Origin of the sequence: Deinococcus planocerae (assembly GCF_002869765.1) — a bacterium.
Classification (GTDB): domain Bacteria; phylum Deinococcota; class Deinococci; order Deinococcales; family Deinococcaceae; genus Deinococcus; species Deinococcus planocerae.
Window position 1 is genome coordinate 15,868 of the sequence record NZ_PNOR01000043.1, and the last position, 13,757, is coordinate 29,624.

Genomic DNA, 13,757 nt, shown 5'->3' on the forward strand with positions numbered 1-13,757 from the left:
ACTGCCCCGCCACCCGGAGGCGTGCGCCGGGTGGCCCCGGTCGGGCAGGTGAGGCCACGCGCGCGGGGCAGGCGCCGTATCGTGCGGGGGTGGACACCCCAGGAGTCTGGACCCGGGTACGGGCCTTTACCCGCGGCGAGCGGGACGCCGAGACGCTGTATGCCTACCGCCGGGCGGGCGCGCAGGTTCACCCCCTGCTCGACGCCGCCGAACGCCGCCGCTTCGACCTCACCCTCAGCGGCACGAGTCCCTTCGCCGTGGAGCGCAACGTCGGGTTGGAGCTCGCCTGCGCCTGGAACGCCTTCGCCCTCCAGACGCTCGGGGACAAGATGCTGGAGGCCGACGAGGCCGCCGATCCCGACACCGTGGGCTTCGTGCCGCCCGTGACCTTCGATCAGGTGCAGGGCTACTACACCGAGGTGGGGCGCTGGCTGGGCTACGCGAGTCAGGCCGGGCACGACCCGGAATTCGAGCTGCCCGCCGGGGCCCTGCCCGCCCGGCTGCCGGACTGGTCGCCGGTCGAGCCCTGCCCCAGGCCGCACCTCGACGCGATGATCGCGGCCCTCGACGCCATGCGCCTGCACGCCGAGGCCGCCATGCACCACCTCGAAAAGGCGACGCCCGCGGGAGACGCCGCGAGGCTGGCCCGGCTGCGCGGCCAGTTTGCGGGGGCGCTGTCCACGGCGACCTACGTGTCGGGGATGTACCGCCCGGCGCCTCGCTGGCCCTGCACGAGCGGATCGAGGAGCAGGCGAAAGGCGCCACCGAGGCGCTCTACCGGGTGGGGCAACTCATCAGCTACCCCGCGCTGCTCGTCGAGGGGCCGCGCGCCGCTTCGCCCAGGCAGGCCGGGGGCAAGGGCCCCTTCCTGCGCACGCCCCTGCCGGGTGAGCCGGGCTTCGATCCCTGGGCGATGACCGACCCGAACAGCGTGGGCTTTTTGCGGGGGGACCCCGACGCCCGGCGGGTGATCGACGAGATGTGGGCGCTCGACCCCGACCCGGCGGCGAGCGTGGCCCTGTGGGACGAGATTCGCCGGGCGGTCGAGACGGGCGGCGCGCGGGTGGCGAGAGACCCGCAGGGCCAGCCCCTGGGCTTTTTCTTCTGCACGCCGTACTGCGCGGTCTACGAGGCGACCCGGCCGCTGGTGATCGGGGACACGCCCATTCGCACAGGCCAGCGCTTCACCTTCGAGCGGGCGGCGGAGGGCGTGCGCATCGGCTATCCCTTCAAACGGGAGATCGTGGTGGGCAGCTTCCAGACGGGCGCCGCCATCGACTACTGCGACCCCGACCAGCCCCCACCCCACGACGAGTGAGGGCCCCCGGGGGAGGGCGCCTCCGCCCAGCCTCCCCCGCCGTGCCGGTCACGGCTGGCCGCTGATGGCGATCAGGGTGGTGTTCCCCTCGCGGGTGGCGTGGTACTGCAAGAGGTCGCCTTCCCGGTTCAGGAAGGCCGAGTAGCTGCCGGGCAGGGCGTCGTCGGTGAGCTGCCGGTAGCCCGCTCGCCGGAAGGGGCCGAGCAGCGCCCGGGGCTGCCAGCCGGGCAGGCGGTACTGCTCGATGCGGCTCTCGCCCCGCCGCACCTCGGCCCGGTAGCTCCGACTGTAGGTGGGGCACTCCGGGGCCAGTCCCCCGGGCAGGGGAGCCAAGCCGTTCCAGAGGGTGCCGGGGCGCCCGATGCAGTAGAGGTCACCCTGCCAGCGACGCTCGACCGTGAACCACCCCCCCAGGCCGAGGAGCCCCACGAGCACCCCGGCCACGACGGCGGGCGCCGGCCTCATTCGCGCACGTGGTCCACCGCTCCACCGATCAATCCCGTGATGTGCGCGTCGAGCAGGCGGTAGTAGGCGACGCGCCCCTCCTTGCGGAAGGTCACCAGCCGGTGGGCGCGGAGCAGCCGGAGCTGGTGGCTGACCGCGCTCTCGCTGATGCCCACCACCGCCGCGAGGTCGCACACACACAGCTCCTCGACGTTGAGCGCGCTCAGAATCCGGAAGCGGGTGGGGTCGGCGACGACCTTGAGCAGGGTGGTGGCGTCTTCCACGCACTGCGCGCCCGGCAGGGCGGCGCGGACGCGGGCGACCGCCCCCGGGTGGACGCAGGTGGCCTCACACCCGTCGCCCTGAGAGGCGGTGCTCGTCTCCCGACCAGAGCGCGGGGCGGCGGGGCGCACCGTCACCGCGTCACCCCTGGCGCGGGCGTTCTCGCCGCGCCCGTGCTCAGCCATGCTGGGGCACAGGCCGACCGACCGGGGGCGGGGGCGGGGGCGGGGGGGAGGACTGGGGGCCGCCCCCGCCCTTCCAGCGCAGCAGGCGCAGGGCGTTGGCCGTGACGAGGGCGGTCGCGCCGGTGTCGGCGAGAATCGCCATCCAGAGGTTGGTGGAGCCGAGCAGGGTGGTGACCAGGAAGATCAGCTTGAGGCCCAGGGCGAAGGCGATGTTCCACCGGATGTTGTGCAGGGTGGCCCGCGACAGCCGCACGAGGTCGGCCACGCCCGTCACGCGCTCTCCCAGCAGGGCCGCGTCGGCGGTTTCCAGGGCCACGTCGGTGCCGCCGCCCATCGCGACGCCCACGTCCGAGCGCGCCAGGGCCGGGGCGTCGTTGATCCCGTCCCCGACCATCGCCACCCCGCCGCGCGCCCTCAGGTCCGCCACGAGACGCAGCTTGTCCTCCGGCAGCAACTCCGCGTGCACGTCCAGCCCGAGGTCGCGCGCGATGGCCTGGCCGGTGCGGGCGTTGTCGCCGGTCAGCATGACCGTGTTCACGCCGAGGCGGCGAAGCTGCTCGACGGCCTCCCGGGCGTCAGGGCGGGGCTCGTCGCGCAGGGCGATGACGCCCAGCGGCGCCGCGCCGTCGAGCAGCACCACGGCGGTGCGGCCCTGTTCCTCGAAGGTCTGGACCGCGGCCCGGAGGTCGGCGGGCAGGGGCGTCCGGGGGGCGGCGTGCCGGGGCGAGGAGACGCTGAGGAAGCGGCCCTCCACCGGCGCGGTCACGGCCCTGCCGGGGAGGGCCTGCGCGTCCGTCGCGGCGGGCAGGGTGAGCTGCGCCGCCCTCGCGGCGTCGGTGATCGCCCTGGCGAGCGGGTGGCTGCTCCCCGACTCCACGGCGGCGGCGAGGCGCAGCACCTCGTTCCGGTCGCGGCCCACCACGTCGGTCACGCGCGGCCTCCCGGCGGTCAGGGTCCCGGTCTTGTCGAAGGCGACCGTCTTCACGCTCCCGATGCTCTCCAGGGCCGCGCCGCCCTTGATCAGCAGGCCCCGCCGGGTCCCGGCGCTGATGCCGCTCGTGATGGCGGCGGGCACGCTGAGCACCAGCGCGCAGGGGCAGCCGATCAGAAGCAGGGCGAGGCCCTTGTAGAGCCAGGGAGCCCAGGCCGCACCGAGAAGCAGCGGAGGAACGACGGCGACGAGCGCCGAGACGGCCACCACCCCGGGGGTGTAGAACCGGCTGAAGCGGTCGATGAAGCGCGCGGTCCTCGCCCGGCTGCCCTCCGCCGCCTCGACGAGGTGGACGATGCGGGCGATGGTGTTGTCGTGGGCGGCCCGGTCCACCCGGACGGTCAGCCCGCCGCCCTGGTTGATGCTGCCCGCGTAGACCGAATGGCCGGCGCCCTTCACGACCGGGACGCTCTCGCCCGTCACCGGGCTGTCGTCGAGGCTGGAGGTGCCCGAGAGGATGGTCCCGTCGGCGGGGACGCGGGCCCCCGGGTTGACCTGCACGGTCTGACCGACGGCGAGCGAGTCGGCGGGCACCTCGCGGGTCTGACCGCTCTCCACGAGCAGGGCGCTCTTGGGCGCCAGCGCGGCGAGCGCCCGAATACCCGCCCGCGCCCGCCCCGCGGCGATCCCCTCCAGCAGCTCCCCGACCGCGAAGAAGAACACGACGACGGCCCCCTCGGCGGCCTCCCCCATCAGCACCGCGCCGATGGCCGCGAGGCTGACGAGCAGGTTGATGGAGAAGGGGTCCCCGAGGCGGGCGCTCGCGTAGGCCTTCCGGGCGAGCGGCCACACGCCGATCAAGGTCGCGGCGACGTACCCGAAGGTGGCGAGCCCGGGCTCGGTGAAGCCGAGCAGCCACGCGAGGGCGAGCAGCACGCCCGAGGTCACGACCATTCGGCCCTGCCCGGTGGCGTACCAGGGCTGGCCGGGCCTCGGCGCCTCGTGGACGTGCCCGGCGTGGTCGTGCAGCCCCGGGATGGCCTGCGCCGCTGGCGCCGTGGACGGGCTCAACCGGGAGGGCGTGTAGCCGAGGGCCTGAAGGTTGCGCTCCAGGGTGGCGCGAGGGGTCTGGTGCTCGTCCAGAGCCAGGCTGAGCGTCTGCCTGTTGAAGCTGGTCCTGACCTCGGCGGCGCCCGGCAGGGTGGCGACCATCCGCTCGACCTTCTGGACGCAACTGGCGCAGTCCATGCCGTCCACGAAGTAGTCGAGCCGGGAACGGGGGGAACTCATGGCCCGAGTATACCTGAGCGGTTGCTCATATGTCGGGACGAAAGAGGGTGGGCCTGCGGTGGCGGGCGGTCTGCCCCGCCGAGGGGCGTGGGCGGCTCGGTCGACCCACCCGGCCCCCGCCGCCTGCTCCTGTGTCGCCGTGCAGGAAGGGCGGGGCAGGCAAAGACCCCCACGCGGGGTGGGGGCTGGGAAGGACGGGGTGAGAACGGCTTTTTCCCTGGAAGCCTCCTCTACTGGAAGACCACCGTGTCTTCCGTCGTGGAAGAGAGTCCGGAGTCGTCCGTCGCCACGGCACGAATTCGGTAGACACCGCTCGGGGGGTTTTGCCAGACGAAGGAGAAGGGCGATCCTGTCACCTCACCGATTTTGAACACGGGCTCGGTGACGATTCGCCTGGCATAGAACTCGACTTTCACCACGCTGCCGTCCGCGTCCGAGGCGTCTACGGAGAGCGTCAGGGGCTGTCCGGCGGGGGCGAACGTGGGAAGCTCAGGGTTGAAAGCCACTGTGGGCGCCACATCCCCCACCCGCGACCTGCGGTAGACCTCGATGGCCGAGAAGTTGGCGATGGCCGTCCCTGTGCTCGCCACGTTCAACACGCCGTCATTCACAGTGAGATTGATCGGCCCCAGCCGCTTCCACTGTCCGGTTTCACTGGGATCGAAGCGCCCGACCGTCTGGCCTTCCATCTGAATATCGTAGGAGGTCGCATCTTCAGCACGTACCCACAGGTAGATGCTCAGAGGAGCGTTGGGGACAGGGAGGTTCACTTCCAGTCCGCCCTGACGTGAGAGGGCGCTGCGGACCAGCGCCTCCCGGTTGGGCTCGGGGGGGGGGAGCAGTGGCACGCTGGCGGGCAGGACCGTCGCGGTGCCGTTCGTCGTGATCCCCGCGTTGCCGCCAGCCGAGAAGTTCGGGCCGAAGAACAATGGCTCGTAGCTCTGAATCTGCACGTCCGGTCCGCCGAGGTTAATGGCACGCAGTACCGGTAGGGCAGAGCTTCCGGAGAAGAAGGTCGCCCTTTGTTCGGTGGAAGTCGCCACGGCTCCCTGATCATCTACGGCCCGGGCGGTGAAGGATTCCTGTGCGGTGGTGTCCGCATCGATATTGCGAGGAATAAGAAGGGTATAGGGTGCCGTGGTGTCCTCGCTCAGCTTCCTATCGCCGATGTAAAACTCCACCCTGGCAATCTTGCCGTCAGGGTCCGAGGCATCGGCCCTAAGGAGAATGTTGTTGTCGTCCACGAAGGTGTTGGGATAAGAGCCCTCATCGTTAGGGATTGTGGGCGTCAACACCCCGTTCTCGATGGGCCTGAGGGTCACGGTCGGCGCCTGATTGACGGGCGGGGGTGGAGGCGGCGTCCCGACGGGTTCGATGACAAGGTAGTCGACGATGGCGTTGCGGTCCTTGCCCCGACCCTCGTACAGATCGTTGATGAACGACAGGTTGAACACCTGTCCCGGCTTCAGGTCGAACTCCCCGAACTTCCGGTTGACATACGTCGCCGAATCCAACGTCGCCACCGCCAGCCGTCGCTGGGCCGCGTCGTTGAGGTCCACGGTCGGCCAACCCTTGTAGTTCTCACCCTTCCCGCGGACCGAGACGGTGTACCGTCCGGCTTTGACGCTGCCCGGGACGACGAAACGCACGTTGTCGTTGGTGCCCAGCAGAATGACGGCCTTGCCGCCGGAGGCATTGGGATCGTTGATGATCCGGCCACCGTTGCGGGGATCGGCGACGGTCTGCGGGGTGGTGAAGGCCTGGATCGTGCCGGCCTCGGCCTCGAACTGCAAGTCGTTGGAGGCCGTCGGCGTGGAGGCCTGTTGACTGCACGCCGCCAGCGTCAGGCTGAGCAGCACCAGCCCGGCGTGGCGCCTCATCTGAAACTCAGAGGGGGTGGCACCTTGATCCCGTCGTCTTTGAATCATCTCATTCCCCTTTCCCAGTCCACAAGACGGCGCGGAGCGCCAAAGGCCCGTGGACTCATCTGTTGTGGAGCTGTCCTCATATTACTCGAGAAGAGAAGAACTTCACAGAAATGGCGACTTCATGAAGGCTGGCCGGATCGGCGGGGCAGGCCAAATTGCGTCGTGGGATGGGGTCCGGTGGCGCCGGGGGTACTGAGCGGCGCTGGGTGAAGGTTGACCTCCCCTGAGAACGACCACCCGCAGGCGAGCGGCAGCGCACGCCGTCGCCCAGGTGCCCTCGAACCCAGGCCGGCACCGTAGCAACACGCCGGAGAATGAGGTGAGAGCCGGGAGGGCATCGGCTCTCATGAGGCGCTCAGCGGCAAGCCGCTGGAACTCAGTGCGGACGAGGACTGAGAAGCCGGACCCGGAGGGCAGGTCGGCCTGCTGGCCGGGGGGTCCACCGAACGCCCGGCAAAAGTCGCGCAGGGCGGCGTGCGCGCCGGGCTCGTTGCCCAATCTCCGGTACAGGGCGATGACCGCCCGGTGGGCGTCCTCGTAGAGCGGGTCGAGCCGCAGGGCGCGCCGGTAGTGGGCCAGCGCCTCCTTGGGGGCGTCCGCCTCCACCCCCTGTCCCCGTTTCCACGCGCCCTGGGCGGCGCACTCGATCACGCGGGTCCGAACGTCCTCGACCCACTCGCCGTGCCGACCGGGCAGCACGGTGCCGTAGCCCTCGCCGAACTGGTGCTCGGCCTCTTCCAGTGCGCGAAGCCCACCCGGCGCTCGGGACGGACGACCAGTTGCATGAAGGGAAGGGGCGAGCCGCGCTTCCCGTTCACCCCACCCGGGGGTTAAGCTTTCGCCACCAGCACAACGAGAAAGAAGGGAGACCCATGCAACGACCGCACGTCTCACCCACCGCCTCCAGTTCTCCCTCCAAGGGCCGCCCCGCCGCCCTGCTTCTGTGCGTGGCCCTCACCCTGGGGGCCTGCGCGCAGCAGGGCGCGGTGACGACGGATACCGCCGGGGCCGCCGACCTCGGGACCGCCCGGGTGCGGGGCAATGCCTCCAACCTCGGCCCGAACGTCCGGGTCTTCGACCCCAGTATGCCCGTGGCCGAGATTCAGGCCGCACTCGACGCGGCCTACGCCCGGCAGGTGGACGACGAGATGGGCAGCGGGAGGTACGCCTTCTTGTTCAGGCCCGGCACGTACGGCACGGCCCAGCGGCCCCTCCAGGTCAAGGTGGGCTACTACACCGAGATCGCGGGCCTGGGGGCCTCGCCCGGCGACGTGGTGATCAACGGCAAGGTGGAGGTCTACAACCGCTGCCTGGGCGACGGCGGCGCGAGCAACTGCCTGGCGCTCGTGAACTTCTGGCGCACGCTGTCGAACCTCACCATCGACGTGAACGCCGCGGGGCAAGACGGGTGCCGGGCCTCCGCGAACTTCTGGGCGGTGTCGCAGGCCGCGCCCATGCGCCGGGTGTGGGTGCGCGGCGGCACCCTGTCGCTGATGGACTACTGCACCGCGGGCCCCCAGTACGCGAGCGGCGGCTTCATGGCCGACAGCCGGGCGGAGACCGTCGTCAACGGCTCGCAGCAGCAGTGGCTGACCCGCAACAGCGAGATCGGAAGCTGGTCGAACGGCGTGTGGAACCAGGTGTTCGCGGGCGTCGTGGGCGCCCCGAGCGACGCGACCTTTCCCGAGCCGCCCTACACGACGCTGGACACCACGCCGGTCAGCCGCGAGAAGCCCTTCCTGTACGTGGACGCCGGGGGCGAGTACGCGGTGCGCGTGCCGTCCGCCCGCACGGAGACCCGGGGCACCTCCTGGAACGGCACCGAGGCGCCGGGCCGCTCCATTCCGCTGCGTGACTTCTTCGTCGCGCGGCCCTCGGATTCGGCGCAGACGATCAACCGGGAATTGGCGCGCGGAAGGAACCTGCTGCTCACCCCCGGCGTGTACAGCATCGACCGCGACCTAACCGTGAGGCGACCGAACACGGTCGTGCTGGGCCTGGGCCACGCGACCCTGACCGCCGTGAACGGCGCGACGCCCCTGCGAATCGCGGACGTGCCCGGGGTGATCGTCGCGGGGGTGACGATAGACGCGGGAACCGAGAAGTCGCCGGTGCTGTTGCAGGTGGGCCGGGAGCGCGGGGGCGGGCGCCGGGAGGACTCCTCCAACCCGACCACCCTCAGCGACGTGTACTTCCGGGTCGGCGGGCCGCACGTTGGCCGGGCGGACGTGGCCCTGGAGGTCAACAGCGACCACGTGCTGATCGACCACGCCTGGGTCTGGCGGGCCGACCACGGCGCCGAGGGCTTCTCGGGCGACACCGAGCGCTGGCGGACCAACACCGGCAGGAACGGCGTGGTGATCAACGGCGACGACGTGACGGCGACGGGCCTGTTTGTCGAGCACTTCCAGGAATACAACACGGTGTGGAACGGCGAGCGCGGCACGACCGTCCTGTACCAGAACGAACTGCCGTACGACCCGCCCACCCAGGCCGAGTGGATGAACGGCCAGACGCTCGGTTGGGCGGGGTACAAGGTCGCTCCCCAGGTGCGGACCCACACGCTGCACGGCGGGGGCGTGTACGTCTTCAACCAGAACAACCCGTCCATCGTGACCGAGAACGGCTTCGAGGTGCCGCGGGCGCCCGGCGTGAGGCTGCGCCACATCATGACGGTCAACCTCAGCGCGGGCACGATCAACCACGTGGTGGGCGGTGTGGGCGGTCCGGCAGACACCACCCGCGTCGGTCAGCCGGTCTACGTCGAGCGGTACCCCGTACCCTGAAGGCCACCGGGCCTGACCGTCCGGGGGGGCCCTGACCGGCCCGCTAGGTGGGGGAGGCACCGAGCGCCACCGGGAGGGCCTCCGAGGCACGCATCGGCGCGGCACGGGCGTCGTCGTGAGGCCGGGCGCCCGGCCTAGACACCGCTTCCCCCCTGCGCGAGCGCCCGCATCAGCCACCACGCGACCAGCCCCCCGCGCGCCAGCCAGGCCGCCGTGCGCCAGGTGTTTGTCGTCACCAGCCGCGCGTGCCGCCCGGGGTCGAAGCCTGCGGCGAGGTGCCCGTGCAGCGGGGACTGGACGACCGCCGTCGAGAGCCAGATCAGGAGAATCAGCCCCAGCCCCAGCCACGCCGACGCCCCGGGAAGGGCAGGCGGCGGGCGCAGGGCGAGCCAGGCCCCCGTGCCGAGTTCGGCCCCCATCAGGGGTGCGACCAGCCACGTGATGCGCGTGACGTGCTCGCGCTGGTAGGCCGCGTACCCGGCGACCCCCACCCGGGCGAACAGCGGGTAGTGCACAAGCTGAATGGTGAGGATGAGACCGACGAGCGCCCAGGTGACCGCGGCGTGCAAGACAAGCAGCATGGCCCGAGTGTGACGCCCGGCGACCGCCCGCGCGAGCCCGTCTTCGGTTGCCAGCGCCCAACGCCAGCCGCCGGGCCGACGAGTACCTGCGGCGGCAGGTGCTTGCTTCGGGCCCAATTCGAGGAGGTCCAGACCTGGGAGAAGCAGAGTGAGGATTCATTCCAGCGGATGCCCTGGACCCCCGGCACGGAGAAGAATCTACGGACGCGCGGGGAGGCCCCCACAAGAGCACTCCCCGCGCTTCAACCTGGGCGCTGGCGATCCTCCGTCGTCTGAGGGCTGGCATGAAACGCGAGGTACAGCCGGGCCACGAAGGCGGGTTCGGACAGCTCGCCCTCCAGCACCTCCTCGATGCGGCGCAGACGGTATCTCAGGGTGTTGACGTGCAGGTTCAGGTTCCGGGCCAGCCCGGAGAGTGGGCCCCGGTGCGCCAGGTACTGCCGCAGGGTATCCTCCAGTTTCCCGCCCTCGTCCTCCGCCCGGAGGCGCCCCCGCATCTGCTCGGCGAGGGCGTGCAGGGCCGGGCTGTCCAGTAGGGCCTGGAGGGGGTCGAGGCGCTGGAAGGAGACCATGCCGCGTGGGGTCCGCACCTCGTCCAGCGCCTGGAGGGCCTGTCGCAGCGCCGCCCTCGCCTCGCCGTATCCGGGCTGCGGGCTGCTCACGCCCAGCCGCATGTCCTGATCCGTGGCGTTGAGGAGGGCGGTGTGAAGGCCCCGCGCCTCGCGTTCCGGGTCCTGGCTCGGCCACAGCCACAGGGCCTTGTCGCCCCGCACGGTGGTCAGGCAGCCCAGGTCCCGCCCGTGGAAGTACCCTTCTCCGACCGAGCACAGCACGTCCAGCCGGTGGATATGCGCCTCGCGGGCGCGCTCGGCACGGGGCAGGGGCCGCTCCAGACGCAGGGCGGCCAGGACGCAGGGGCCACCCTCCGGGGCGCCGGTCGTGTCCCCCGCCAGCAGCGCCTCGAACTGCCGCTCGCCCACCCGGCGGCGGGCGGCCCCGGCAGCGGCGGATTGCAATCGGGCCAGCCGCGCGAGTTCGGCGACCAGCCGGAACAGGGGGTGCCAGCCGGGGTCGGCCTCCAGGTGCAGGCTGCCGACGGGACGGCCCTCATAGACCAGACGTTGCTCCATCCGAATCTCCCCCGGAGAGCCCTGCTGGGCCACGACGTCCCCCCAACTTGAACGGATGGTCGCCTGCCCTCCCGTCACCGCCGCCAGCCACCCGGCGATGGCCCGTTCCGCCTGGGGACCGTCCACCGCCGTCTTCACGTCTCCCAGCAATTCGACGAGAGCGGGCAGGTGGGGGCGCACCTCCCGGGCCAGCAACCGCGCGTAGACCGGACGCCAGCGGGAGGCGGGAACGGAGGACAGGCGGGCCGCCGCGCCGTCGAAGGTTGGCACGTCCTCGTCCGGCGTCACGGGTGAGAGACCCAGCTCCTCCCGCAGCGCGTTGAGCTTCACCATTGTCGAACTCTACAAAACGGCTTGTGTTTTCTGTGCATCGCGGCCTTGTGGGCGGCCCGTGACCTTCGTACCCTACGGGGGCAAGCACAATTCACCCTGGCTGCCGTCAGCCATGCTCAGCATTCCCCCCACCGTTCGCGCTCTCCGTCCCCGGAGGTTCTATGACCGTATCCCCGCCCATTCCCACGCACGAGGCGTTGCGGGAGCGTCTGAGGCAACACCCCCTCCAACACTTCATCGGCGGGCAGTGGGTGGACGCCGCGAGCGGGGAGACGTTCGACGTGCACACGCCCACCGACAACAGTCTCCTCACCCGGGCGGCAAGTGGGGACACGACCGACGTGGACCGCGCCGCCCAGGCTGCCTGGGACGCCTTCCCGGCCTGGCGGGCGCTGAGCGGCAAGGCCCGCCGCAAGATCCTGTACCGCGTCGCGTCGCTGATCGAGGCCCGCGCGGAGGAGATTGCCCTGCTGGAGAGCATGGATACCGGCCAGCCCATCCGCTTCATGAAGTCCGCCGCCGTGCGCGCCGCCGAGAACTTCCGCTTCTTCGCGGACCGGGCGGAGGGGGCCCAGGACGGGCTGAGTCTCCCCGCCGAGGGGTTCCTGAACTACACGCTGCGCCAGCCCGTCGGTCCGGTCGGAGTCATCACGCCCTGGAACACGCCCTTCATGCTCTCGACCTGGAAGATCGCGCCCGCCCTCGCCGCCGGATGCACGGTCGTCCACAAGCCTGCCGAATGGAGCCCGGTCACCGCCACCCTCCTCGCCGAGATCATGCACGAGGCGGGGATTCCCGGCGGCGTGGTCAACCTCGTCCACGGCTTCGGGGAGACGGCGGGCAAGGCGCTGACCGAGCACCCGCACATCAAGGCGATTGCCTTCATCGGCGAGAGCAGCACGGGCAGCCTGATCCAGAAGCAGTGCGCGGACACCCTCAAGCGCGTGCATCTCGAACTCGGCGGGAAGAACCCGGTCGTGGTGTTCGCCGACGCGGACCTCGACCGCGCCCTCGACGCCGTGGTGTTCATGCTCTACAGCCTTAACGGGCAGCGGTGCACGAGTTCGAGCCGCCTGCTCGTCGAGCGCCCCATCCACGACGAGTTCGTCGCCAAGCTCGCCGAGCGTGTAGCGAGTATCCGGGTGGGTGATCCCCTCGACCCGAAAACCGAGGTCGGCCCGCTGGTCCATCCCCGCCAGTTCGAGAAGGTCTGCTCGTACTTCGACATCGCGCGGCAGGACGGGGCGACGGTGGCAGTGGGCGGCGAGCGCCTCGGGACCAGTGGCAACTACGTGCGGCCCAGCCTGATCACGAACGCCCGCTCGCCCATGCGGGTCGCCCAGGAGGAAATCTTCGGGCCGGTTCTGACCGTCATCGCCTTCGACACGGAGGAGGAGGCGTTGCACGTCGCCAACGACGTGAAGTACGGCCTGGCCGGGTATCTCTGGACGAACGACCTCACCCGGGCGCACACCTTCGCGCAGGGGTTGGATGTCGGCATGGTCTGGATCAACTCGGAGAACGTCCGTCACCTGCCCACCCCCTTCGGCGGCATGAAGGCGAGCGGCATCGGGCGGGACGGCGGGGACTACTCCTTCGACTTCTACATGGAGACGAAGAACATCGCCGTGAACCTGAACAGGCACCGGGCCGCTCGGCTGGGGGTGGGCGAGGGGCAGCCGCAGAAGGACGCCGCTGACAAGCGGTTGGCGGAGTAGGGATGACACCTGTTCTGGACCATGTGAGCTTCAAGGTGAGGAGCGTTGCCGCGACCGGAGCCTTCTACGCCGTCCTCGGCGCCGAGGTCACTCCTTACAGCGAGGAACGCTTGGGGGTGAGGTTCGGCGGCGGCACCCGCCTGATTTTCCAGGAGACGAACAGGCCCTTTTCCCCCGACGCCGTGGATTACCTGGGTTTGGAGTGTGGGGGCGATGCCGGAGTCGATGAACTCTTCGCCCGCCTTGCCGCATCCGGCGCCCAGCTCCGGGATGTGCGCGCCGAGTTCGCGTCATCCCCCGGCCCCTATGGCTTCTTTCTGCGTGACCCCGACGGCTATCTGGTGAAGGTTTTTCACTACCACGAGGAGACGTGACCGTGGCGGAGGCGGGACGTGGCAGAGAAGAGGCTGGCGGAGTGAGGGGCAATGCAAGTCAGCCTTTGGCTGACACCCCTCTCCCAACCCTCCGCTGCGCGGCTCTGCGAGTCACCCGCAAGGGGAGAGGGCTAACTCAGGGCGTGAGCAATTTGTGTCAGCACGCCCTTCAGGTTGTCCGTCACTTCGTTATTCCAGAACCGCAGAACAGTGAAGCCCCTAGCGAGAAGTTCCGCGTCTCTCACGGCGTCGTACTCGCTTCCGGCGTGGTGGCTGCCGTCCAGTTCGATCACCAATCTTCGCTCCAGCGCCACAAAATCGACGATGTAAAAACCGAGCGGTTGCTGGCGCTTGAACTTCACGCCCATCAGGCGGCCAGCCCGCAGGTGCTGCCACAGCAACATCTCGTGCGGCGTACTCCTCACCCGCAAATCACGCGCCCTCTCCCTGCCTTCCC

The 13,757-nt window shown here is 70.4% G+C and carries 13 protein-coding genes; 5 read left to right on the forward strand and 8 right to left on the reverse strand.

Going from position 1 to position 13,757, the window contains the following annotated elements; genetic code table 11:
- Positions 1–89 precede the first annotated feature (89 nt).
- Both A7B18_RS18455 and A7B18_RS22735 read left to right on the forward strand, forming a co-directional pair.
- The gene (locus tag A7B18_RS18455; protein ID WP_245872964.1) at positions 90–917 is read left to right on the forward strand and encodes a hypothetical protein; all 828 of its coding nucleotides are present in this window, start codon (positions 90–92) and stop codon (positions 915–917) included.
- Positions 914–1,318, forward strand: a complete 405-nt coding sequence (locus tag A7B18_RS22735) for a hypothetical protein (protein ID WP_245872965.1) — start codon at positions 914–916, stop codon at positions 1,316–1,318. Before A7B18_RS18455 ends, A7B18_RS22735 begins: the two co-directional genes overlap by 4 nt.
- 48 nt (positions 1,319–1,366) lie before the next feature.
- Here A7B18_RS22735 and A7B18_RS18460 read toward each other — a convergent pair whose 3' ends face one another.
- The 5 genes from A7B18_RS18460 to A7B18_RS18480 all read right to left on the reverse strand — a co-directional run bounded on the left by A7B18_RS18460 (position 1,367) and on the right by A7B18_RS18480 (position 7,077).
- Positions 1,367–1,783 carry a hypothetical protein gene (locus A7B18_RS18460; RefSeq protein WP_102128163.1) on the reverse strand — a complete coding sequence of 139 codons (417 nt, stop codon included), beginning with the start codon at positions 1,781–1,783 and terminating at the stop codon, positions 1,367–1,369.
- Positions 1,780–2,229 carry an ArsR/SmtB family transcription factor gene (locus A7B18_RS18465; RefSeq protein ID WP_102128164.1) on the reverse strand — a complete coding sequence of 150 codons (450 nt, stop codon included), beginning with the start codon at positions 2,227–2,229 and terminating at the stop codon, positions 1,780–1,782. The genes A7B18_RS18460 and A7B18_RS18465 overlap by 4 nt, the downstream gene beginning before the upstream one ends.
- The gene (locus A7B18_RS18470; RefSeq protein WP_102128165.1) at positions 2,222–4,450 is read right to left on the reverse strand and encodes a heavy metal translocating P-type ATPase; all 2,229 of its coding nucleotides are present in this window, start codon (positions 4,448–4,450) and stop codon (positions 2,222–2,224) included. The genes A7B18_RS18465 and A7B18_RS18470 overlap by 8 nt, the downstream gene beginning before the upstream one ends.
- Positions 4,451–4,680: 230 nt before the next feature.
- The gene (locus A7B18_RS18475) at positions 4,681–6,330 is read right to left on the reverse strand and encodes an Ig-like domain-containing protein (RefSeq protein ID WP_102128166.1); all 1,650 of its coding nucleotides are present in this window, start codon (positions 6,328–6,330) and stop codon (positions 4,681–4,683) included.
- Positions 6,331–6,480: 150 nt separating this feature from the next.
- Positions 6,481–7,077 (reverse strand): bacterial transcriptional activator domain-containing protein, encoded by a 597-nt coding sequence (locus tag A7B18_RS18480; RefSeq protein ID WP_102128167.1) that lies wholly within the window; start codon positions 7,075–7,077, stop codon positions 6,481–6,483.
- A gap of 173 nt (positions 7,078–7,250) precedes the next feature.
- Here A7B18_RS18480 and A7B18_RS18485 point away from each other — a divergent pair, with 173 nt between their 5' ends.
- A complete protein-coding gene (locus tag A7B18_RS18485) occupies positions 7,251–9,164 on the forward strand; it encodes an adenylyl cyclase (RefSeq protein WP_245872966.1) in 1,914 nt (637 codons plus the stop codon).
- Between the two features lie 134 nt (positions 9,165–9,298).
- Here A7B18_RS18485 and A7B18_RS18490 read toward each other — a convergent pair whose 3' ends face one another.
- Positions 9,299–9,745, reverse strand: a complete 447-nt coding sequence (locus A7B18_RS18490; protein ID WP_102128168.1) for a hypothetical protein — start codon at positions 9,743–9,745, stop codon at positions 9,299–9,301.
- A gap of 242 nt (positions 9,746–9,987) precedes the next feature.
- Complete coding sequence (locus tag A7B18_RS18495) at positions 9,988–11,208, reverse strand: PucR family transcriptional regulator (protein ID WP_102128169.1); 1,221 nt, start codon at positions 11,206–11,208, stop codon at positions 9,988–9,990.
- 161 nt (positions 11,209–11,369) lie between these two features.
- Here A7B18_RS18495 and hpaE point away from each other — a divergent pair, with 161 nt between their 5' ends.
- Positions 11,370–12,926 (forward strand): 5-carboxymethyl-2-hydroxymuconate semialdehyde dehydrogenase, encoded by a 1,557-nt coding sequence (hpaE, locus tag A7B18_RS18500; RefSeq protein WP_102128170.1) that lies wholly within the window; start codon positions 11,370–11,372, stop codon positions 12,924–12,926.
- A 2-nt stretch (positions 12,927–12,928) separates the two neighbouring features.
- Positions 12,929–13,300, forward strand: a complete 372-nt coding sequence (locus A7B18_RS18505; RefSeq protein WP_102128171.1) for a VOC family protein — start codon at positions 12,929–12,931, stop codon at positions 13,298–13,300.
- Positions 13,301–13,431: 131 nt separating this feature from the next.
- Here A7B18_RS18505 and A7B18_RS18510 read toward each other — a convergent pair.
- On the reverse strand, positions 13,432–13,757 hold a 326-nt coding region (locus tag A7B18_RS18510; RefSeq protein WP_342747184.1), incomplete at its 5' end, for an endonuclease domain-containing protein.

Excerpts from the sequence above, each read along its gene's own strand:
- A7B18_RS18490 (WP_102128168.1), bottom strand. The coding sequence starts at position 9,745 with ATGCTGCTTGTCTTGCACGCCGCGGTCACCTGGGCGCTCGTCGGTCTC.
- A7B18_RS22735 (WP_245872965.1), top strand. The coding sequence starts at position 914 with ATGACCGACCCGAACAGCGTGGGCTTTTTGCGGGGGGACCCCGACGCC.
- hpaE (WP_102128170.1), top strand. The coding sequence starts at position 11,370 with ATGACCGTATCCCCGCCCATTCCCACGCACGAGGCGTTGCGGGAGCGT.
- A7B18_RS18460 (WP_102128163.1), bottom strand. The coding sequence starts at position 1,783 with ATGAGGCCGGCGCCCGCCGTCGTGGCCGGGGTGCTCGTGGGGCTCCTC.
- A7B18_RS18475 (WP_102128166.1), bottom strand. The coding sequence starts at position 6,330 with ATGAGGCGCCACGCCGGGCTGGTGCTGCTCAGCCTGACGCTGGCGGCG.
- A7B18_RS18465 (WP_102128164.1), bottom strand. The coding sequence starts at position 2,229 with ATGGCTGAGCACGGGCGCGGCGAGAACGCCCGCGCCAGGGGTGACGCG.
- A7B18_RS18470 (WP_102128165.1), bottom strand. The coding sequence starts at position 4,450 with ATGAGTTCCCCCCGTTCCCGGCTCGACTACTTCGTGGACGGCATGGAC.
- A7B18_RS18505 (WP_102128171.1), top strand. The coding sequence starts at position 12,929 with ATGACACCTGTTCTGGACCATGTGAGCTTCAAGGTGAGGAGCGTTGCC.
- A7B18_RS18485 (WP_245872966.1), top strand. The coding sequence starts at position 7,251 with ATGCAACGACCGCACGTCTCACCCACCGCCTCCAGTTCTCCCTCCAAG.
- A7B18_RS18495 (WP_102128169.1), bottom strand. The coding sequence starts at position 11,208 with ATGGTGAAGCTCAACGCGCTGCGGGAGGAGCTGGGTCTCTCACCCGTG.